This is a genomic window from Aeromonas sp. 600276 (assembly GCF_049175815.1).
Lineage (GTDB): Bacteria > Pseudomonadota > Gammaproteobacteria > Enterobacterales > Aeromonadaceae > Aeromonas > Aeromonas dhakensis.
The window spans coordinates 219,069-239,717 of sequence record NZ_JAAKVU010000005.1 but is presented as its reverse complement, the minus strand read 5'-3'; the positions used below and the strand labels follow the sequence as shown (position 1 = coordinate 239,717).

Annotated in this window: 13 protein-coding genes; 2 read left to right on the top strand and 11 right to left on the bottom strand. The window is 66.3% G+C overall.

Features of this window, described 5'->3' with window-relative positions; genetic code table 11:
* Positions 1-16: 16 nt before the first annotated feature.
* A complete protein-coding gene (locus G5134_RS07385) occupies positions 17-1,129 on the top strand; it encodes a glycosyltransferase family 9 protein (RefSeq protein WP_019840907.1) in 1,113 nt (370 codons plus the stop codon).
* Here the strand turns inward: G5134_RS07385 and G5134_RS07380 are convergent.
* From G5134_RS07380 to G5134_RS07340, 9 genes are all read right to left on the bottom strand, one after another.
* On the bottom strand, positions 1,065-2,132 hold the full coding sequence (locus G5134_RS07380; protein ID WP_017764948.1) for a glycosyltransferase family 9 protein: 1,068 nt from the start codon (positions 2,130-2,132) through the stop codon (positions 1,065-1,067). The two genes, G5134_RS07385 and G5134_RS07380, sit on opposite strands and share 65 nt — an antisense overlap.
* Positions 2,133-2,301: 169 nt before the next feature.
* The gene (locus tag G5134_RS07375; protein ID WP_065018432.1) at positions 2,302-4,482 is read right to left on the bottom strand and encodes a TonB-dependent receptor; all 2,181 of its coding nucleotides are present in this window, start codon (positions 4,480-4,482) and stop codon (positions 2,302-2,304) included.
* 129 nt (positions 4,483-4,611) lie between these two features.
* Entirely contained in the window at positions 4,612-5,568 is a 957-nt protein-coding gene (locus G5134_RS07370) for a siderophore ABC transporter substrate-binding protein (RefSeq protein WP_065018433.1), read from the bottom strand.
* On the bottom strand, positions 5,565-6,347 hold the full coding sequence (locus G5134_RS07365; RefSeq protein ID WP_065018434.1) for an ABC transporter ATP-binding protein: 783 nt from the start codon (positions 6,345-6,347) through the stop codon (positions 5,565-5,567). Before G5134_RS07365 ends, G5134_RS07370 begins: the two co-directional genes overlap by 4 nt.
* On the bottom strand, positions 6,344-7,279 hold the full coding sequence (locus tag G5134_RS07360) for an iron chelate uptake ABC transporter family permease subunit (protein WP_082970170.1): 936 nt from the start codon (positions 7,277-7,279) through the stop codon (positions 6,344-6,346). The genes G5134_RS07365 and G5134_RS07360 overlap by 4 nt, the downstream gene beginning before the upstream one ends.
* 11 nt (positions 7,280-7,290) lie before the next feature.
* Complete coding sequence (locus G5134_RS07355; RefSeq protein ID WP_065018436.1) at positions 7,291-8,229, bottom strand: ABC transporter permease; 939 nt, start codon at positions 8,227-8,229, stop codon at positions 7,291-7,293.
* The gene (locus G5134_RS07350) at positions 8,226-9,965 is read right to left on the bottom strand and encodes an ABC transporter ATP-binding protein (protein WP_065018437.1); all 1,740 of its coding nucleotides are present in this window, start codon (positions 9,963-9,965) and stop codon (positions 8,226-8,228) included. The genes G5134_RS07355 and G5134_RS07350 overlap by 4 nt, the downstream gene beginning before the upstream one ends.
* The gene (locus G5134_RS07345; protein ID WP_421231933.1) at positions 9,959-11,758 is read right to left on the bottom strand and encodes an ABC transporter ATP-binding protein; all 1,800 of its coding nucleotides are present in this window, start codon (positions 11,756-11,758) and stop codon (positions 9,959-9,961) included. The genes G5134_RS07350 and G5134_RS07345 overlap by 7 nt, the downstream gene beginning before the upstream one ends.
* Before the next feature lie 114 nt (positions 11,759-11,872).
* Complete coding sequence (locus tag G5134_RS07340; protein ID WP_024942637.1) at positions 11,873-12,385, bottom strand: sigma-70 family RNA polymerase sigma factor; 513 nt, start codon at positions 12,383-12,385, stop codon at positions 11,873-11,875.
* Between the two features lie 99 nt (positions 12,386-12,484).
* Here G5134_RS07340 and G5134_RS07335 point away from each other — a divergent pair, with 99 nt between their 5' ends.
* On the top strand, positions 12,485-14,740 hold the full coding sequence (locus G5134_RS07335) for a condensation domain-containing protein (protein ID WP_421231932.1): 2,256 nt from the start codon (positions 12,485-12,487) through the stop codon (positions 14,738-14,740).
* A gap of 36 nt (positions 14,741-14,776) precedes the next feature.
* On the opposite strand, the gene basC is transcribed toward G5134_RS07335, so the two are convergent.
* Together basC and G5134_RS07325 are read right to left on the bottom strand one after the other, a co-directional pair.
* Complete coding sequence (gene basC / locus G5134_RS07330; protein ID WP_421231935.1) at positions 14,777-16,081, bottom strand: putative histamine N-monooxygenase; 1,305 nt, start codon at positions 16,079-16,081, stop codon at positions 14,777-14,779.
* A 65-nt stretch (positions 16,082-16,146) separates the two neighbouring features.
* Positions 16,147-20,436, bottom strand: a complete 4,290-nt coding sequence (locus tag G5134_RS07325) for an amino acid adenylation domain-containing protein (RefSeq protein WP_421231931.1) — start codon at positions 20,434-20,436, stop codon at positions 16,147-16,149.
* Between the last annotated feature and the right edge of the window lie 213 nt (positions 20,437-20,649).

The window sequence follows — 20,649 nt, the reverse complement described above, 5'->3', positions numbered from 1 at the left end:
CTCTTCTGGTGGATTCATGTCATTAATCAACGATCTGCAACTCCAGCGTGACATTCTTCGCCGCAAGCTGGGGCAGCTGCTGTTCGATCGCAAGCGGCCGGCTCCGCTGCACGAGCGCAAGGGGAAGATAGTGTTGCTGCGCTGGGATGCCAAACTGGGCGATGCCATCGTCTCGTCCTGGGTGGCCCGTGAGATCAAGCGCGCCAGCCCGGAGCGGGAGGTGTGGATCGTCACGACCGCGGCCATGGCGCCCCTGTTTCGCGATCATTTCGGCATGGACAAGGTGATAGAGGTGCCCAAGCGGCCGGGCTATGGCCAGCTCAAGCGGCTGGCCCATTCGCTGGGGGAGGTGGAGTGCCTGGTGCATTTTGGCAAAATGCTGAAAATGAAGGATATCTTCTTCATCAGTCAGGTCAGAGCAGATTGGGTCGCCGGCATGGACGATGCCCTGCAGGCGGTCAACCTCAAGCTGGGCAAGGCCTCCAGCGGCATGCACTTCTCCGACAAGTTCGCCCTGCTGCTGCAGCGGCTCGGCGTGAGCAATCCGGATCAGCAGTACATAGTCCCGACCATGAGCCCGTCCGATGCGCTGGCCAGCTGGTGGCCGGCCGCGCCGGTCCTCTGTTTCAACCCTTATGGCAGTGGCAGCTCCCGCCGCCTGCGGCCCGAACTTATCAGCCAGATGATTGAGCAGATGCTGGCGGCCGGTTCTTGCGCCATCTGCCTGCTCTATCCGCCGGGCATGGAAGAGGAGGTGGCCGGGATCCGGGCCGGCCTGAGTCAACCGGAGCGCCTGCTGCTGTCACCGGATGCACCCTCGCTGGCCGGGCTGTTTGCCCAGCTGCGCCAGTGTCAGGGGCTGATCTCGGTGGACACGGCGACGGTGCACATCGCCGCCGGGCTGCACAAGCCCATTCTTGGCCTCTACAACCCGGACATAGGTGGCGGCAACGAGAACTTCCTCGAGTGGCACCCCAACTCCCCGTCGGCCACAGTGCTGTTCTCGACCAATACCAGGGAGCAGGATATCAACTCCCTCGATCTGGCCGAATTCGAGCGTACTTTCAGGGCGTGGCTGCTTGCCAATCAGGCAGCGCTGTCAGCCGTGCAATCACCAGCTCGGGAGTGATGGCGCGCAGCAGGGCTTCGTCGATGAAGTCCTTCTCCGCGTTCTGCGGCAGCTGGAAGCCGGGCCCCTTGGCATCGAACACATCGATGGCCTGATAACGGGGGTGGTTGACCGGGTTGGCGATGATCTTGTCGCCACCGGGGGCCACTATGGTCAGCAGGGGCAGGTCGATGGCCTGCGCCATGTGGCGGGGGCCGGTGTCATTGCCGACAAACAGCCGGCAGTGGGCGAACAGCCCCACCAATTCCCGTACCGAGCGGGTCTTGATGTGATCGAAGACGCTGGCTTGCAGGGTGGCGGGCAGCAGCGGTTTCAGGCCGCGGTTGTACTCCTCCTCCCCCGGCCCACAGTAGATCAGGATCTGGGCATTGTGCTGCTCGATCAGCCACTGGGCGACCTTGGCGAAGCAGTCGATGGGCCAGCGCTTGTAGTGCCCGAGCGAGTTGACGCCCATGGCGATCAGCGGGCGGTTCAGGTCGACGCCGGCGGCCAGCAGGGTATCCCTTCCTTGTTGTTTCTCTTCTTCACTCAGCCAGAGGTAGTAGTTGCGATCCTCGCGGGCCAGCTTGAGCGGCTTGAGCAGCGAGAAGCGGTCGTCGACCAGGGTGCTGTTGCCCTGAAACTCGGTGTCCTTGCGAAAACGGACGATGCGGTTGTGGCCGAGTCGCCAGGGGAAGGAGTCAAAGCCGATGCGCAGGCGGGCACCGGAGAAGAGGCAGCTGAGCAGACCGATCATCTGGCCCTGGCTGTTGACCACCACGTCGTAGCGTTCGCGGCGAATGGCCAGCAGCAGATCCTTCATGTAGCGCCACTCGTTGCGCCTGGCCTTCTCGATGATGATGAGCCGATCGATATTGGGATTGCCCTGCGCCATACCCGCGCAATAATCCATGACCAGATAGTGAACCTCGCCGCTTGGGTCATTCTGCTTGAGGTTGTTGCACAGCGCGGTGGAGATCAGTACATCCCCTATCTGTTTGGTTTGAACTACTAGGTATTTCATAAGGCAGGCCTCAACAGAGGTCATGGTTGATCGTGAGCGTGACAGCATACCGCACAAGTGAGTCAGATGCTGTCGGTGCGGCGTGAAAATCCGATCTGGCGCAAGCCGACCGGGCCGGCATCCGAGGCACATAAAAGAAAAGCCATTTTGACAATGGCTTTTCTGCTGCTTAGAAGGTGAGCGAGGTGGAGAGCTGGAAGGTGCGTGGCGCCCCCAGGCCGCCGGAGAGGCCGCTGCCGTCGCCGCCGGACCAGGAGCCGATCCAGTAGTCGCGGCCGGTGAGGTTCTGCACCGCGGCCCGCACGGTCAGCGCGTGGTCGGCGATCCGCATGGTGTAGCGGGCCCCCAGGTCGAAGGTGGTGTAGGAGGGCAGCGAGAGGCGGTTGTCATCGGTGACGAACCGCTCGCCGATGAACTGGGTGTTGCCGGTCAGGGTCAGCCCCGGCACGGCGGCCAGATCGTACTCGGCGCCGAGCTTGGCCATCCACTTGGGCACCCCGGTGGCCTGGTGGCCGACGTTGCTCTCGTTGAGCGCTTTGGTCAGCTCAGCCTGGGTGTAGGAGGCCCCGCCCAGCAGGCGCAGCTCGGGGGTGAGCTCGCCGAACAGATCCCACTCGATGCCGCGGTTGCGCTGTTCCCCGTAGACCCCGTAGACGTTGGAGCTGGGGTCTGTGTAGGCGCTCGGCTTGGCGATCTGGAACAGGCTCAGGGTATGGGCGAAGTGGCCCAGATCCAGCTTGGCACCGACCTCATACTGCTTGGTTTGATAGGGCTTCATGATCTCGCCGGCATTGCTGGCGGTGTTCGGCGCCGCGCCACCCTGGCTCAACCCCTCGATGTAGTTGGTGTAGACGGCGAAATCGTCGCGCAGCTTGACCAGCAGGGTGGTGGCGGGCGAGACCCGGCTCTCCTCGTAGCGGGCAGTCTGGTCGCCGCTGCCGTTGAAGTTGCTGCTCTCGACCGTCTGGCGGCGGGCCCCCAGGGTCCACTGCAGGTCGCCATCGAGGAAGGAGAGGGTATCGACCAGCGCCACGCTCGCCAGGGTCGCCTCGCTGCGCGAGGTGACGGCACCGTACCCGGCGAGATCCGGCGCGGGCCCGAAGTCCAGCCGGTCGTAGTTGGTCATGGCGTGGTTGAAGAATATCTTGTCCCGGAAGGTCTGCTCCGAGGTGTAGCGGGTGGCGGCCAGCGACCAGGCGTGATCGACCGGGCCGGTGCCGAAGGTGCCGCGCAGGCCCGCCTCGCCGGAGCGCTGGGTACCGTCCCGCTCGGAGCGGGCCGCCATGGCATTGATGTCGCCGGCGTCATTGAGCAGGGTGTTGCGGGTGATGAGGGCGCTGTAGCCGCCGTCACGCTGGCCCCAGGCGATGAAGGCGGTGAGGTTGTCGGTCAGATCATATTCGGCGCGCAGCACGGCGGCCTTGGTGTCGTTGATGGTGTAGGCCCAGGCCGGCGCCAGGGAGTAGTCACCACGCTTGGGCTCGGGCAGCTGGGTCACCTGGCTGGCGACCGAGAAGATGCCGAAGTAGTTCACCCCGTCCACCCGCTCGTGCTGACGGTAGAGATCGGCCGAGGCGCGGGCCCGTTCGCCGCGCCAGTCCAGCCCGACCGAGGTGAGCTCCATCTTGTGCTGCTGGTCGTTGACCGCGGTGTCCCCGTCCCGATAGACGCCGTTGAAGCGTACCCCCCACTGCTGCTCGTCGCCGAAACGGCGACCCAGGTCCAGGTGCACGCCACCGAGGCCGTCCGATTCATAGCTGGCGGTGACCTTGGCCAGGGGGGTCTTGCCGGCGCGCTTGGGCACTATGTTGATGTTGCCGCCCACGCTGCCATCCGGCGGCATGCCGTTGAGCAGTACCGATGGCCCCTTGAGCACGTCGACCCGCGCGGCCATCTCGGTGGAGCTGCGCATGTTCGGCGCCATGCCGATGAGGCCGTTGAAGGTGATGTCGTTGGCGTTGGTGTTGAAGCCGCGGATGTAGAAGGTCTCGAACAGGCTGCGCTTGCTCGGCACATAGACCGAGGGGTTGGTGGCACCGGCCACGGCGCCTATGTCCTGGGCCTGGCGATCCTCGATGTACTCCTCGGTGTAGCTCACCGTGTTGAACGGCGTCTCCAGGAAGGGCTTGTTGCCGAGCAGGCCGACCCGGTTGTCGGCGGCGACCTGGCCGCCGGCGTAGGCCTTGCGACCCTCCACCACGACGACTTCGTCGGGACGGGGGGCGGCTTCTTCACGGGGAGCCGGAGCGGCCCAGGCGCTGCCCAGTTGCAGGCCGGCCAGGATGGCCAGCGTCAGGCGGGAGAGTCCGTGGCGCGGCACGGCAAGGGAGGATGAGTGCAATGTCTGCATGCAGGATTCCTTTCAGGGTGAGGAGTGCGTTTTTGTCTCCTTATGCTTTCCGGATGACACTCTAAAACCCTCAAATAAAAATAACTCTCATTTGCGTATTGATGCCCGGCGTTGGCCGGGCACGGGGGATCAGCTGCGATAGGCGGCCATCACCTCGTCGGCGATGCGGTTCAGGCAGGTGAAGCTGGCGGTGCAGAGGTACCAGGTTTCGGGGTCGACGAAGCGCACCTTGCCGTTGCGCCACGCCTTGGTCTGGCGCAGTAGCGGGTTGTCCAGGGTACCGGCGTCGATGGCTGTGCGTCGCTCCATCACGGCGGTGCGGTCGATGACGAACAGGATGTCCGGGTCGGCCTGCTGGATGAACTCGTTGGAGATGGGTTGGCCGTGCATGCCGGTGTCCCGCTCCAATCCGGCCGGCTTGACCCCCAGGGTGTCGAACAAGAAGCCGTAGCGGGATTGGGTGCCAAAGGCGGTGAAGGCGCCGTTGTTGTGCAGCACGATCAGCGCTTTTTCCGGGCGATCCCGCGTCAGTGCCTGCACCTCGGCGATCTTGGCGTCCATCTGTTGCACCTTCTCTTTGGCCAGCGCCTCCTGGCCGAGCAGGGTGCCGAGGGTGAGCAGGTGGGCCTTGGCGGCCTCCAGGATGTGGCCGTCGCGGTTGGTCATGTCGATGTCGTAGTGCAGGGTCGGGGCTATCTGGCTCAGCGCCTCGTAGCTTTGGGCCTGCAGGGGGGAGATGAGGATGAGATCCGGCTTGAGCTTGTGCAGCCGCTCCAGGTTGGGCTGGATGGTGGTGCCCACGTCCATCACGGCCGGGTCGTCCCGATAACGCTGCAGGAAGTGCGCCACGTAATCCTTGGCGATGCCGGCCACCGGGGCCTGCAGCTGATCCAGGGTATCGAGTTCGCTCATGTCAAAGGCCACCACCCGCTTGGGCGGGGTGACGACCCGGGTGGTGCCGAGCTGGTGGGTCACGGTGACCAGGGTGCCGTCGGCCCCGGTGGTGGCCTGCTCCCTGGGGGCGTCGCAGCCGGTGAGCCCTGCGATGGCGGCCAGCAGCACGGCGGTGAGCGTATTGATCCTCATAACAATTCTCCAGACGGGGTTGGGTTGAAGTAGTTGCACAGCAGGCCGCGCTGGCTCGGCAGTATGTCGAAGCGCAGGTCGTAGAGCGCCTCCAGGTTGGCCGGGGTGACCATCTCGGCGACCGGGCCGCTGCCCGCAAGCGCGCCCCCCTTCATGGCGACGATGTGGTCGGAATAGTTGGCGGCGAAGTTGATGTCGTGCACCACCAGGATCAGGGTGCGCCCCTGCTCGTCGCTGAGGCGGCGGATCGCCTGCATCAGCTGCACCGCGTGCTTCATGTCGAGGTTGTTGAGGGGCTCGTCGAGCAGCAGGCAGTCGGTCTGCTGGGCGACGGTCATGGCGAGGTAGGCCAGCTGCCGCTGCCCGCCGCTCAGCTCGTCGAGGTAGGCCCGGCGCAAGGGGGCGAGGGAGAGAAAGTCGATGGCCTCGTCGACCGCGATGCGGTCTTCCCGGGTCAGGTTGCCCTGGCTGTAGGGGAAGCGGCCGAAGGCGACCAGCTCGTCGACCGTCAGTCGCAGCCCCACGTCCGGCGACTGGCGCAGGGTGGCGACCCGCTTGGCGTAGTCACGGGCGGTGAAGCGGTGCAGGTCGGTGTCCCCCAGGCGTATCCGTCCCTGGCTGATGGGCAGCAGACGGGCCATGGCCATCAGCAGGGTGCTCTTGCCGGCGCCGTTGGGGCCGATCAGCGAGGTGACCCGGCCGGCCGGGAAGTCGACTGTGATGTCGCGCAGGACGGCGCGATCGCCGTAGCGCTGGTGAACCTGTTCGAGGGAGATCATGGCGATCCTCTGGTTTTGACCATCAGGGCGAGGAAGTAGGTGCCGCACACCAGGTTGATGAGGATGCTGACCGTGGTGCGGTAGTTGAAGATCTGTTCCACAAGGAACTGGGCCAGGATGAAGAGCGCGATGGCGATGGCGCAGCCGAGCGGCAGGGTGACCCGGTGGCGGAAGGTGCGCGCCAGGGCATAGCTGATGTTGGCCACGAACACCCCCATGAAGGCGGTGGGGCCGACCAGGCTGGTGGAGACGGCCACCAGCACGGCGATGAGCGCCAGGTGCAGGCGTACCGCCCGCCGGTAATCCACCCCGAGCGAGCTGGCCTGCTCGCGCCCGAGCGCCAGCACGTCGAGCTCGGCCTGGCGGCGGGCGATGACGAGACAGACCAGGGCGACCAGGCCGCCCCCTATCAGCAGCTCCAGCGGCTGGGCCCGGTTGAACGAGGCATAGCCGAACCCCTGCAGGATGGCGAACTCCCCCGGGCTGGTCTTGAGCTGGACAAACTGGGTCAGGGTGCCAAACACCATGGTCAGCACCAGCCCCGTCAGCAGCAGCTGGAACAGGTCGGTCTGCCCGGGCCGGAACAGCCAGCGGTGGATGATGGCCGAGTACCCCAGCATCAGCAGCAGCGACAGCATGCCGTTCTCCTCGCGCCCGAGCAGCAGCAGGCTCTGGCTGCCGAGCAGCAGCACCAGCAGGGCTTGCAGCAGCAGATAGACCGCCTCGTACCCCATGATGGCGGGGGTCAGGATGCGATTGCCCGCCAGGGTCTGGAAGCTGATGGCCGAGACCGCGATGCAGACGCCGGCCACCGTGATGGCGGCCAGGCGCAGCAGCCGCTGGGGGATGATGTAGCCGGTGTCGAGCTCCGACCCGAACAGCACAAAGGTCGCGGCAAGCAGGGCCAGCAGCCCCCAGATCCCGTAACGCATAAGAGTCTCTCTCATCGGCGCTGCCAGAGGATCAGCAGCAGGAACAGCACGCCGCCGAGGCTGCCGGCGGTGAGCCCGATGGGCACCTCGAAGGGGTGGATCAGCAGCCGGCTCAGCAGGTCGCACGCCAGCAGCAGCAGGGCACCGTAGAGGGCCACCAGCGGTAGAGTCTTTCTCAGGTGCTGGCCGTGGCGCAGCACCACCAGATTGGGGATCACCAGCCCGACGAAGGGGATGGCGCCGACCGTGATGACGGTGGCGGCCACGGTGACCGCCACCAGCAGCAGGCCGAGGGTGGCGGTGGCCGAGTACCCGAGCCCCAGGCTGGCGGCGGCCTCCTCCCCCATGCCGAGCACGGTGAAGCGGTGGGCGTAGAGATAGGTCAGCAGGGTGATGGGCAGGATGAGGTAGATGATCTCGTAGTTGCCCTCGACCACCTTGGAAAAATCCCCCAGCATCCAGCCCTGGATGCTCTGCAGGATGTTGTGCTGGTAGGCGTAGAACTCGGCGAGGGCGCTCAGCACGCTGCCATACATGAGGCCGATCACCGGGATCAGCACGGTATTCTTGAAGCGGATACGGCGCACGATGACGATGAACAGCAGGCTGGCGGCAAAGCAGAAGGCGAGCGCCAGCAGCATGCGGCCGGTGGTGCCGGCGGCGGGCAGCTGGGTCAGGGCGATCAGGATGCCGAGCTTGGCGGCGTCGAGCCCGCCGGAGGTGGCGGGCTCGACAAAGCGGTTCTGCACTATCTGCTGCAGGATGACGCCGGCCACCGCCAGCCCGGCGCCGGTCAACAGTACCGCCGCCAGCCGCGGCAGGCGACTGGCGGTGAGGGTGAGCAGGCCATCCCCGGCGAAGAGCTCCGCCAGCGGGAGGGGGCGCGCCCCGATCAGCAGGGAGCACGCGGCCAGCACCAGCAGGGTCGCCGGCAGCAGGAGCGCCCTCACGCGTCCTCTCCGGTCAGGCGCCACCCCTTGGCGCTGGCACGCTGCGCCAGGAAGTGAGCGTAGCGCCCCGGCTGGCGACTGAGCACGGCGTGGGGGCCCTGCTCGCACACCATGCCATCGTCGAGCACCACTATCTGATCGGCCATGGCCACGGTCGAGAGCTGGTGGGCGATGACGATCAGGGTGCGTTTGCCCCGCAGCCGGGCCAGCGTCTCTGTGATGGCGGCCTGGTTCTCCGCATCCAGCGCGGCGGTGGCCTCGTCCACCAGCAGGATGGGGGCGTCCTTGAGCAGGGCGCGGGCGATGGCGATCCGCTGGCGCTCGCCCCCCGAGAGGCGCGCACCACCCTCGCCAACCTGGGTGTCGAGCCCGAGCGGCAGGCGCTCGACTATCTCGCTCACCCCGGCCTGATGGGCGGCGTGCAGCAGCTCGGCATCGCTGGCCTCGGGCTTGCCGATGCGGATGTTGTCGGCAATGGTGCCCTGGAACAGATAGGCATCCTGGAAGATCTGGCTGATGTGACTGGCCAGGGTCTCACCGCTCATGGCGCGCACGTCCACCCCTCCCACCAGCACAGCCCCTTCGCCGACGTCGAAGAAGCGGGCGATGAGCCGCAGTACTGTGCTCTTGCCCGAGCCCGAGGCACCGACCAGCGCCATCATGCTGCCGGGCGCCACCGCCAGATCCACCCCCTTGAGCACCTGCGGGTGGGCCGGGTCATAGCCAAAATGCACCCCGCGCAGCTCCACTGAGCCATCCAGCGGGGTGGCAGGAGTGGCCGGCTGCGGCTGGGCCGGGTAGTCGAACATGGTTTGCAGGGCCGCCAGCTGGGCACGGGCGCCGCGCAGCACGTCGCTGTAGCCGGCCACGTCGAGCAGGGGATCGATGAAGCGGTTGATGAGCACCAGGGTCACCAGGGCGGCGATCAGGCTCTCCCTGTCGGCACCGCCCAGGTGCTGGGCGGCCACCAGCAACAGGGTGGCAAAGCAGGCCTGCACTGCCCAGACGTTGAGCCCCGAGGCCAGGGCAGTGAGCCGGATCAGCTGCCTGCCGGAGGCTTGCTGCTGGGCGATGGCCTGCTCGAGGAAACGGGTTCCCCCCTGCTCGCCGTTGAAGGCGCGCAGCACCGACTGGGCCTGGGCAAACTCCACCATGCGCTGGCTGGTATCGGCGGCATGCTGGTGGAAGGTCTGGTCGGCGTTCTGGTTGAGGCGGGTGGTGAGCAGGAAGACCGCCACCAGCAGCGGCAGGGCGATCAGGGCGATGAGGCCGAGCTGCACATCGAGGGCAAACAGGGCCACCAGCACCACCAGCGGGGTGATCACCCCGCCGAGCAGGGGGGTGAAGACGTGGGCCGGCAGCTGGGCCAGCTCCATCATGCCTTGCGAGGCCAGGTGGTTGAGGCGGGCGGTGTTGGCCGGGGTGAACCAGCCGATGGGCAGGCTGCCCACGTGCTCGCCCAAGGCGTGGCGGCCGGTGCGCAGCACCGCGATCCCCACGGCGATGCCAGCCTTTTCCACCCGGCGGCGCAGGTTCCAGCAGAGCAGCACGCCTATCAGCTGCACCAGCAGCCAGCCGGTGGAGGCATCGGTCTCGGCACGCAGCAGATGTGTGAGCACCGGGATGAGGCAGACCAGAGTCAGGCCGCAGAGCAGGCCGTAGAGCAGGGCCAGTAGGCCGTAGCGGCGCAGCAGGACGGCGTCGTCGCCGAGCAGGCGCAGGAAGGTGTTCAGCATGTGGGGACGGCCTCCTGATGAGGGGTCTGGGTGGGAGTGTCGTATCCCCCCTGTTCCCACAGACGGGCATAGCGGCCGCGGCGGGCCAGCAGTTCGTGGTGGCGCCCCTGCTCGCACAGGACGCCGTTGTCGAGCACCAGGATCCGGTCGGCGTGCATCACGGTGTCGAGCCGGTGGGCGATGACGACCAGGGTGCGGCCGCGGGCGAAGGTGGAGAGCGCCTGTTGCAGCTTCACCTCGTTGTCGGCGTCGGCGGCGGCGGTAGCCTCGTCGAGCACCAGCACCGGCGGGTCGAGCAGCAGGGCGCGGGCGATGCTGACCCGTTGCAGCTCGCCGCCGGAGAGATTGGCGTCCTCACCGACCACGGCGTCGTAGCCCCGCGGCAGGGCCAGAATGCGGTCGTGGATGTTGGCGCGGCGCGCGGCGGCCTCGACCTCCTGGTGGCTGGCGCCGGGGCGGCCGAGGGCGATGTTGTCGTGCAGGCTGGCGTGCACCAGGCGCACCTCTTGCAGCACGAAGCCGATGTGGCGATAGAGCTCGCGGCTCTCGAGATCGCGCAGGTCCACCCCACCCAGGGTGATGCGCCCCTCGCTCGGGTCGAAGAAGCGCAGCAGCAGCCTGGCCAGAGTCGATTTGCCGGCCCCGGAGGCGCCGACGATGGCGGTGACCGTGCCCGGGGTCAGGGTGACGGTCAGCTCGCTGAGCACCGGGGTCTGGTCGTCGTAGCGGTAGCTCACCTGCTCGAGGCGCAGGGTGTTGTCGACCGGCAGCAAACCGGTGCCGGCGGCAGGCTCCGTCAATACCGGAGTGGTGAGCAGGCCGTGGAGCCGTTCGGCGGCCGCGGTGGCGCTGCCGAGATCGTGCTTGAGGTAGCTCAGCAGCATCAGGGGGGCGCACAGCCCCGGCGCCACCAGCACAAAGGGCAGCACCTCGGCCGGCGCCATGGCGCCCGCTCGTACCATCACCACGGCGCCGGCCAGTACCACCCCGAGGACCGAGGCGGGGGCCATGATGGCGTTGGCGTTGGCCATGGCCGCGACCAGCGGACGGGTGAAGTCGGTGAAGGCGCGGGCAAAGTCATCGATGGCGTTGCGGTAGCTGGTGTGCAGCCGGCCCTGCACGCCGAAGGCCTTGACCACGGGGATGCCGCTCACGAACTCCACCACGGCGTTGTTGATGCGGGCCATGCCGGCGCCGAACTGCTGCATGTTGGCGGCACTGGCGCGGTGGGCGCGGGCAGAGAACAGGAAGAAGAGCGGGAAGGGGGAGAGGGCGATGAGGGCCATCCGCCAGTCCATGGCGAAGAGGTAGATCAGGGAGATAAGCACGGCGCCGCTGCAGCGGCCCAGGGTGGTGTAGAAGTGGGCCGTCAGGCTGTGCAGGGTGCCGATGTCGTCCTGCATCGCCTGTTTGACCTCCCCCGAGGCGCGGGCGGTGAACCAGCCGAGGGGCACCCGGGCCAGCCGCCGGGTCAGGGCCAGGCGCAGCTGGCCGGTGATGCGGTTGTCGGCCAGGTGGGCCACCAGATCGCCGGCACTGAGCAGGATCATGCCGCCAAACAGGCAGGCCAGGCTGATCCCGAGCACTGCGGTGATTGCGTCGCTTGGCACGGCGGCATCGGCCAGCATCAGGCCCGCCAGGTGGGCGATCCCGGCCAGCGGGACCAGGGTCAGCATGGCGCCGATGGCCGCCAGCAGGGCGGCGGCGATCAGGTGGCCGCGAATGGGGGCCAGCACGCGGCTGATGGGCCCACCAGTATTGGCCTCGGGGCACTGCACATCGTCTGCCTTCATGGCTATTTCTCCACGGTGAAGTGATGGTGGCCGCAACGAGCGACCGGATCTCTGTGGTTTTCCGTACGAGGGACAAAAAACCTCAAATGAATCTTTTTATTTCCCCCATCCGGGTCAGATGCCGCCGCCAGGCCGGCTGCGATGGCAGCTTTGCACGCCCTGGGCGATATACTTCTCGACCGATGAAACGGACACCTGCAGCTGGCTGGCGATGTCCTGATAACCGAGGCCGCCGAGGCGGGAGAGCAGCAGGGCCTGGCGGATCTTGGGGGACTGGCGTTGCAGGGCCGATGCGACGGCTCCCAGTGCCTCGCGCTGCATGGCGCGCAACTCTTCCGAGGGGGCCTGAGCGTCGGGCTGGTAGCTCTGCTGCTCGAGGTAGCGGGCCTCCAGCGCACGCCGGCGATAGAGATCGATCACCTTGCCCTTGGCGATCTGCATCAGATGACGACGGCACTCGGTCGCCGTGGGGATGTGTCCCTTGCGCAGCAGCTGAAGGTAGATGTCGTGCGCCAGATCCGCGGCGTCGCAGCTGTTGCCCAACCTGCGTCTTAGCAGCGAGCAGAGCCATCCGTGATGTTCCTGATACAGACGATGCAACTGCGCCTGGAAGGAGCCTGTGCCCATTTCCACGATTTCTCTCCTGAACCTCGTGTTATTTTTATTTGAGAATGAAAATCATTATGGTAATCATTTGCACGGTATCGTGTTCATCGATATATCGCAATGCCTTTCCCGCCAATTAGGGGGGAGGGGCATGCGTCCGTGGTTATTTCAAATAAAACAGACGTTATTCACAGGGTTATATTTCCACAGAGAAGGAGATGGCTTTTGCTGCAATTCCATAATGAGGGGCTGCTTGAGCTGCCTGTCAGTGCCCATGAAGAGAGCTGCTGGTTGTTACAACAACAGCAGCCCGAGCAGATAATTAAACAGGCGATGTGTTGGCCGCTTCCTGACGATATTGATATTTCGCTGTTGATACTGAGTGTTGAGTTATTAATAAAGGAGCAGCCGGAACTCAATGCCCGTTATTTTTTCAGTGCCGATGGCGATCTATTTAAATATCAGATAAATGGCTGGTATCCCTGTCTGGAATTTCATCGTCTGGCGGCCGACGAGGTGGATGAGCTGGTACGGCGAGTGCAGCAGGCCCCCTGGGACAGTGCCCGCCAGCCGCCTTTCAAGGCATTGATTATCAACGCAGAACGAGGTGTGACACTGGCGCTGGTGCTGCATCCTGTGCTTGCGGAACAGGGTTCGCCACAGACCCTGATGGCGGCGCTGAAGGAGCACTACGATCGGTTGGCTACCGGCCAGGCCGGGCAAACGCCGCTGCTGCTATCATCCCCGGCATGCATTGCCACACCAGCCTCTTGTGCCCCTGCTCATGATGTCGGCAAGAATATTTCACGGATTATTCTTGAGGAATTTCGCCGTGCCTTGTCATCGCCAGATATGGGACCGGATGATGACTTTTTTGATAATGGTGGTCACTCCCTGCTGGCGACCAGAATTATTGGGAAATTACTGAGCGAGCACGGTATCGAGTGCCGCTTCAACGACTTTTTCGAATCGCCGACGGCGGCTGCCTTGGCACGCAAGGCCGTGATATCAGAGCTGGCTTCATTGCCGGAAGTCGTTTTGGAAAATAACAGGGCACCGGCTCCGCTCGCCCTGGCGCAGGCCTCTCTGTGGCGGGCTTATGAAGCCCACGACTTTGGCACCATTTTTAATCTTCCCTTTGCCCTCGACTTTATTGACGAGGTGGACGAGCCCCTGTTTGCTCGCGCCTTTGCCGATATTATCGAGCGCCACGCCAGTTTGCGGACCCTGTTCATGACGCAGGATGGCGAGGTGCGGCAACGCATTCTCCCGGTCGATCAGCTGGCTGGCTATCGCTGGTTCTGGGGCAGCGCCGAGTCGAAGGGGATGACCCTGGCCGACGCAGCGGCCCATCGCTTCGACCTGACCCGGGAGCTGCCGCTGCGGATCCGTTTCCTGCGCGATCCGGCCACGGGGCGCCAGCAGCTCTCCTTGTTGGTGCATCACATGGTGGTGGACGAGTGGTCCATCAACCTGATGATGGGGGAGCTGGCCCAGGCTTACCTGGCTCGCGCCGCCGGGACTGCCCCCCGCTGGGATGCACCGGCGCCGGCGTTTCACGATTTTGCCCGCCGGCAGGCGGCGGATGGCATCAACGAGACGCACCTGGCCTACTGGACCCGTCTGCTGCACGGCGCCGTGCCGGCTTCCCACCGTCCTCCCTTGCCGGTGATGCCCCTGCAGGGGGAAACCTGGGCCGCCCGCTGGCACGAGTGGCAGCCGGCCGAGGGCACGTTGGCCCGGCTCTATGAGCTGGCCCGTGGCCACGATGCCTCCCTCTTTACCCTGATGTACACGGCCATCGCCCTCTCCTTGCACCAGCTGGGTCAGGCCGAGGAGATCCTGATCGGTACCTCGACCTCGGGGCGCACCGATCCCGCCTTCTTCGACTCGGTGGGCTATTTCACTACCATGGTGGCGCATCGGGTGTCGTTTGCCGCGACCACCCGGTTTGGCGATCTGCTGCGCCAGGTGACCCGCACCATCAACGACTCACTCTGCTATGCGGATGTGCCGCTCGAACAGATCCAGCAGGGATTGGGCATGACGCCTGCCGACGGCTTGCTGTTCGACGTCTACATCCAGATCCACGCCAGCAACGCCCTCAACGGCCGTCTGCCGACCCCGGCGGGCGAGGGGCTGCGCTACCGCCAGATCGATGCGGACAAGACCGAAACCATGTTCGGCCTGCAGTTCGAGATCATGGAGGATGTGCTGGACGATGAGCGGCGGCTGCGGCTGGTCATTACTTACCGGGACGGACGCTACAGCCCGGCCCAGATACAGACTCTCTGTGTCCTGCTTGACCGGTTGCTCGAACAGCTGGTGCGGGAGGGGACTGCCAGCCCGCTCGCGGCCCTGGCCCCACAGGTGTAATGGCGTGAGCCCCCGCAAGGGGGCTCACTGTTTGGCTCAGTCGGTCGGCAGACCGTAGTGCTGGAAGGTGGTGCGGGCGGGCAGGTGGTAGTGGGCGCGGCCCAGCAGCTGGTTGAGGATGCGGGCATTGCGGTTGGGCCCGAGCCCCAGATCCGGCGAGCCTACCCCCTGCTGGAAGATGTCGGCGTTGTGGATGAAGACCCGGCCTGTGCCCCGATCGGCGCGGCGGGCGGTGAAGTCCTCCTGCACTATGCAGTCCCCCTGTTCGTCCACGGCCAGCACCTCGCCCTTCAATTGTTCGAACCAGGCGGGCCAGGCGTGGGCATAGCCGGTGGCGGCCACCACGGCATCGGCCTCGAGGGTACAACGCTGATCGAGCTGGGTGTGGTGGCAGGTCAGACGCAGGGCTCCGTCGCTCAGGACTTCGGCCGCCTCCAGATTGCAGCTGGAGAAGAGGGTCAGCCCGGGTGTCTGGCCGCCGATGGATCGCTCGTAGATCAGGTCGAACAGGGCGCCTATGGTCGCGAAGCTGATCCCCTTGTAGAGCATCCCCTGTCCGGCCACGATGGCGCGCCGTTTCTCCCGCGGGATGCGCTGGAAATAGTCCATGTAGCCGGGGGTGAAGCACTCCTGCCCCAGCTTGGAGTACTCCATGGGGTGGAAGCCGGGGGCCCGAGTGATCCACTGGATGGCCGCCCCGGCGGCCACCCGCTCCGGCGTGAGCGTCTGGAACAGGGCCAGCACGCACTCGGCCGCACTCTGCCCGGAGCCGACCACGGTCACCCGGCGGCAGGCGGCCAGGCGCTCCCTGGCGTGCAGGAAGTCGGCGGAGTGCAGCAGATTCGGGTGTTCGATCCCCTGCGCCCAGGCTGGCAGGGCCGGGCGGGTGCCGATGCCGATGGCCAGATCACGGCTCTGGTAGTGGTGGGCCCGGCCGTCGGCGTCGCGGCTCTCGAGGCAGAAACGCTCCTTGCCCGCATCGTAATGCACCGCCACCACCTCTTCGCCAAAGCGGCAGCTGGGGAGCTGCTCGGCGGCCCAGCGGCAGTAGTGGTCATACTCGCGGCGCGGGATCTGGAAGTGGTCGTAGTAGTAGAAGGGGTAGAGCCGGTCGTGCCGGTGCAGGTAGTTGAGGTAGCTCAGCGGATGGGTCGGGTCGGCCAGGGTGACCAGGTCGGCCAGGAAGGGCACCTGCAGCGTGGTGCCCGGCAGCAGGAGCCCCTGGTGCCAGCTGAAGGCCGGTTTGCGGTCCAGAAACACCCCGCTCAGCTCGGGATGTCGGTCCAGCAGGGCGGCCAGCCCCAGGTTGAAGGGGCCGATGCCAACCCCGGCGATATCCACGTGTGTGGTCTCCATAAACACTCCCAAAAAAAGGTGATGCGCCCCGGCCATGCCGGGGCGCAGGGTCAGGCGTGCACGCTGGCCAGCAGCCCCTCGACGTCGGCCGCCGTGCGGCAGGCCAGCAGCTGGCCCGGTGACAGCTCCACGGCGAAGCGTTCGCGCAGCCGGGCCGAAATGGTCTTCAGGTGCTGGGGCCGCAACCCCAGCGCGGTAAAGGGCTGCCGGCTGTCGGCACTGCCCGGTGCCGCGCCCAGCACCTCCAGATAGATGTCGAGTACCCCGTGACGGGGGGCGGGTTGCGCCAGCAGGGTGCGTGCGGCGGGCTTGTCCGGCTTGCCGTTGGCGGTGAGGGGCAACTGCTCGACGGCCAGGGCGCGGGTCGGCACATGGGAGGCCGGCAACCGCGCGCGGGCAAACTCGCGCAGGGCGGCCGGGTCCAGCCGGTGGCCGGTGGCGCAGACGTAGAGCAGCCCGATCCCAAGCTCCCCCTGTCGCTCGTCGCCGTACTCCACCACCAGCACCTGGGCTAGGGCCGGATGGGTGATGAGGGCGCTCTCGACGTCGGGCAGCGAGACACGCACCCCGCGCACCTTGATGTAACCGTTGACCCGGCTGTCGAACAGCAGGGTGCCGTCGCGGCGGTAGCGGCCCCGATCGCCGGTGCGAAACGCACGCACCGGTTGGCCCCTGTCATCGGTGAGGGTGACGAAGTCGGTCTGGACGAGCTGCCCCTGTTCGAGGTAGCCGAGGGCCAGGTTGACACCGCTGGTATGGATACGGCCCGCCACCCCGAGTGGGCAGTGTTCACCGCGCTCGTCCAGCAGCCAGTAGGCATTGCCCGGCAGCGGTGTGCCGTAGGGGATGCGCTGCCGATCGTCGGCGCTTATCTCGTGCCAGATGCTCCAGATGGTGGTTTCAGTCGGCCCGCCGAGGGAGAAGAGGCGGGCGACAGGCAGGCCGGTGCGCAGGCGCTCTATGATGCCCGGCTTGATGTAATCCCCCCCCTGGGCGATGAGCCGCAGACTCTGCAGCGTGTCGACCGGGTGGCAGGCGAGCAGCATCTCCAGCATGGCCGGCACCGAACACCAGAGGGTGACGCCGTGGCGCGCGATGAGCCGGCCCCAGTGCACTGCGTCCTTGTCGGCGCCGGGCTCCGGCAGCACCAGGGTGGCGCCGGCGGTCAGGCAGCCAAACACGTCGAAGACCGACATGTCGTGGTGCAGCGGGGTGACGGAGAGAAACTTGTCCTGCTCTGTGATGTTCCAGCGCTGCAGGGTGCTGCCGATCACGTTGGCGGTGGCCTGGTTGCTCAGCACCACGCACTTGGGGCGCCCCGTGGTGCCTGAGGTATAGAGGTAGTAGGCCGGCGTGGTGCGGGCACTGTGCCCCGCCCAAGGCGTGCCGAGGGGGGCGTCGGAGCCGGCCAGCAGGGGGGCCGGGGTCAGCGTGGGGTGGCCCGTCTCTGCGCCTGGCTCTGCCACCACCAGATCGGGGCAGCAGTTGTCCAGCAGATAGCGGCGGCGTTCGGCTGGCGAGGCGGCATCGACGGGCACCCAGATGATGCCGCTGAGGGCGCAGGCCAGGGTCACCATGGTGTGCTCTGGGCTGCGCGGCAGGCAGATGGCGACGACCTGCCCGGCCTCGATGCCGGCCTCGCTCAGGGCATGCATCACTCGCCCCACGCCGTGACCAAGCTCCCGGTAGCTGAGCCGTCGTTCCCCCTGGATCAGGGCCACCGCCTCGTGCTGCGGATGGAACAGGCGATCGGCGATGCGCTGCAGGAAGTCGGTGTGGCAGGCGGCGTCCGGCAGGCTGTTGTGACGGGCATGGGGGGGGGTGACCAGATCTGGGAGGTGAAATGCCTTTCCCTCCGCCAGCCGGGCCACGGCACGCGCCATGGCAGCGAGCAGATCGCTCACCAGCGCGGCCTCCAGGGCCTCGCTGGTGTAGTCGATGTCGAGCACCAGGGTACCGTCGGCCTGCTGGCTGATGCGAATGTCCATGGCGACCTGGGGTGTCTGGGTCAGGCCCCCTTGCCACTGCATGGGGCTCTCTGGCGCGGTCACCGGCCAGGCCAATCCGTTGGTGATGACCACGGGCAGGGCGGGCCCGCCGCCATGGGTCTCCACCAGTTGGCGGGCGATATCGACCCCGGAGAAGGCGAGCCGATCCAGCCCCTCCATGACGTCCTGCTGCAGGATGTGGGCCCGCTCCAGCAGGGTGCCCTCCGCGGGTTGCCAGGTGAGGGCGATAAAGCTGGAACGGTTGGTCAGCGGCCCGCCGGGTGGCGGGGCCACCGGCACGGCCACGCAGAGATCCCCCTCGTCGCGCCAGCGGGAGAGCACCTCCAGGATGACGGCCATCAGTGTGGTGTTCTTGAACAGGTGCTGGCGGGCACCCAGCTTGTAGAGCGCGGCCGCCTGCCCGGCAGGTATGCGTTGCCGCTGGCGTGCGTAGCGGGCACAGCGCAGACCTTCGAGCGGCTGGGTCCAGGGCAGGCGCGGTGGCCCCTCCAGCCTGGCCAGCTTGCGCCGCCAGTAGTCCCCGGCCTGCTCCCGCTGCGCCGCCGTGGGCTCGTGAGCGGGCGGGAAGGGCAGCGCGGGGGCCACTATCCCTTCGAACAGCTCGCGCATCAGGGTGGCGATGGCGTGTCCATCCAGGATCAGGGCATCGATGCGCACGAAGGCGACCAGCTCGTCTCCCGGCAGGTGCAGCAGGGTCAGATCCCAGGGGGACTGCGTCAGGTCGAACAGGGCATGGCTGTATGCCTCCCGGTGGCGAGCGAGCCTGGGAGACACCTCCTCTTCGGTCAGCTGACGCAGGTCCTGTTCGTGCAGATTGAGGTGCGCCTCGTCATCGACGACCTGTACCAGGCGGTCGGAATCGATGCGGGTACGCAGCGCATCGTGGCGCTGCACCATCTCCCGCAGGCGGGCGCGCAGCAGCGCCGGCTCCATCTTGCCGCGGTACTCCCGGTACTCCTGCATGGCCACACCCCCGAGCGGAAACTGGGTGGTGCGACCGAGCAGGTAGGCCTGCTGCAGCGGTGTCAGGGGGGCCTCGCGGCGGCGGTGCAGCTGGGCGTCGAGCAGGGCGGGATCCCGCGCCAGCTGGCGCAGATGTGTCACCAGATCGTCGAAGAGGGCGGTGATCCAGGGGCGCGGCAGGGCATCGAGGCGGACGTCCCAGTTGATGAGCAGTTCGCCGCGCAGGCGCACCAGCTGGGCATCCAGCGCCACCTGGGGGCCCTGGGAGATGACCCAGTTCATGGCGCCGAAGACCCTGTGCACCCGTTCGTCAAACAGCGAGCCCCCTTCCAGATCCAGGGCGGCGGTGAAGACGATGGGGGCCAGCTGGGCCGAGCCGTGGTGGCGGGAGAGATCGCGCATCACCGCCACGCCGGAATAGGCGCCGTGGCCGAGGCGCTGGTGCCATTGGGCCGCCAGTTGCCGGCACAGCGCATCCAGCGTGCCGGCCTGGTCAAGGTCCACGTCCACCAGGGTGAGGTTGGCGAACTCGCCGACGATCCGCTGCTCGTTGCCGAGCACGGGCTCGCGCCAGAAGAAGGGGACATTGAGGCGAAAACGCCTGTCGCCGGTGGCCTTGCCCAGGGCGTGGGCAAAGACGCCCAGCATCAGGCTGGAGAGGGTCAGGCGCCGCTGCCGTGCCAGGGCGGTGAGGGCCTGGCAGGTGGCGGCATCCAGAGTGGCGCTGAGACGCTCGCTGGCGGGGGGAGTCTGCTGCGGAGCGGGTGGCAGGGTGGGCGCCGGCGCCAACGCGGGCAGTTGCTGTCGCCACCACTGCCGATCCTGTTCCCGGCGCGCGCGCAGGCGCGTCTGCACAGCCTCGTGCCAGGCAAAAAACGAGGGGGCTGGCGGCGGCGTCCACTCCGGCTCTTCGTACCATTGGGCCAGATCGGCGAGCAGGATCCGCACGCTGGAGGGATCGATGGCCATCATGTCGGTGTCGATGTGCAGCCGCTGGCGCTGGTTTGCCAGCCGGGTGACGGAGAAGCGGGCCGCCTGGCCCCGGCTCAGATCGAGTTGCTGATGGGTCCACTCCTGCCGCTTGCGGGCCAAGGCATCGGCCAGTGGCTGGCCGCTCAGGGAGCGGAAATCATCTATCTCCAGCACGGCCGGGGCAGGCTCCCCCAGCGTTTGGGCGCCGTCCCGGGTGACGGTCAGGCGCAGCATGGGGTGCGCCTGATAGAGACGCTCCAGCGCACCGTGCAGGCGCGCCAGATCGAGGGCCGGGCCGTCAAACTCGGCGTAGAGGTGGGCACTGACGCCCCCCAGATGGGCATGCGCGCTGCGTCCCATCCAGCAAGCCGCCTGCATCGCGGTCAGTTCTTTCATCTCATTCATGGCGTTGACAACTTGTCGTGTTTCGTTGTTTATATATTTAAAGGTGAGAATGATTTTCATTTCAAGGTTAATTTAATCCGTCAACCCATATGGTTATATCGATAAGTCGCTTAATTAAATTGGCATCAGTCGTGGCCAGAGATGACTCTGGACGGTATTTCAGGCCGGTATGACTGGGCCTCTTTTTTGGCAGTCGTCGATCCA

Bases quoted from the DNA above. Each gene is read 5' to 3' on its own strand.
- G5134_RS07370 (WP_065018433.1), bottom strand. From the start codon at position 5,568: ATGAGGATCAATACGCTCACCGCCGTGCTGCTGGCCGCCATCGCAGGG.
- G5134_RS07345 (WP_421231933.1), bottom strand. From the start codon at position 11,758: ATGAAGGCAGACGATGTGCAGTGCCCCGAGGCCAATACTGGTGGGCCC.
- G5134_RS07340 (WP_024942637.1), bottom strand. From the start codon at position 12,385: ATGGGCACAGGCTCCTTCCAGGCGCAGTTGCATCGTCTGTATCAGGAA.
- G5134_RS07385 (WP_019840907.1), top strand. From the start codon at position 17: ATGTCATTAATCAACGATCTGCAACTCCAGCGTGACATTCTTCGCCGC.
- G5134_RS07335 (WP_421231932.1), top strand. From the start codon at position 12,485: ATGCCTTTCCCGCCAATTAGGGGGGAGGGGCATGCGTCCGTGGTTATT.
- G5134_RS07375 (WP_065018432.1), bottom strand. From the start codon at position 4,482: ATGCAGACATTGCACTCATCCTCCCTTGCCGTGCCGCGCCACGGACTC.
- G5134_RS07365 (WP_065018434.1), bottom strand. From the start codon at position 6,347: ATGATCTCCCTCGAACAGGTTCACCAGCGCTACGGCGATCGCGCCGTC.
- G5134_RS07325 (WP_421231931.1), bottom strand. From the start codon at position 20,436: ATGAAAGAACTGACCGCGATGCAGGCGGCTTGCTGGATGGGACGCAGC.
- G5134_RS07360 (WP_082970170.1), bottom strand. From the start codon at position 7,279: ATGCGTTACGGGATCTGGGGGCTGCTGGCCCTGCTTGCCGCGACCTTT.
- G5134_RS07350 (WP_065018437.1), bottom strand. From the start codon at position 9,965: ATGCTGAACACCTTCCTGCGCCTGCTCGGCGACGACGCCGTCCTGCTG.
- G5134_RS07380 (WP_017764948.1), bottom strand. From the start codon at position 2,132: ATGAAATACCTAGTAGTTCAAACCAAACAGATAGGGGATGTACTGATC.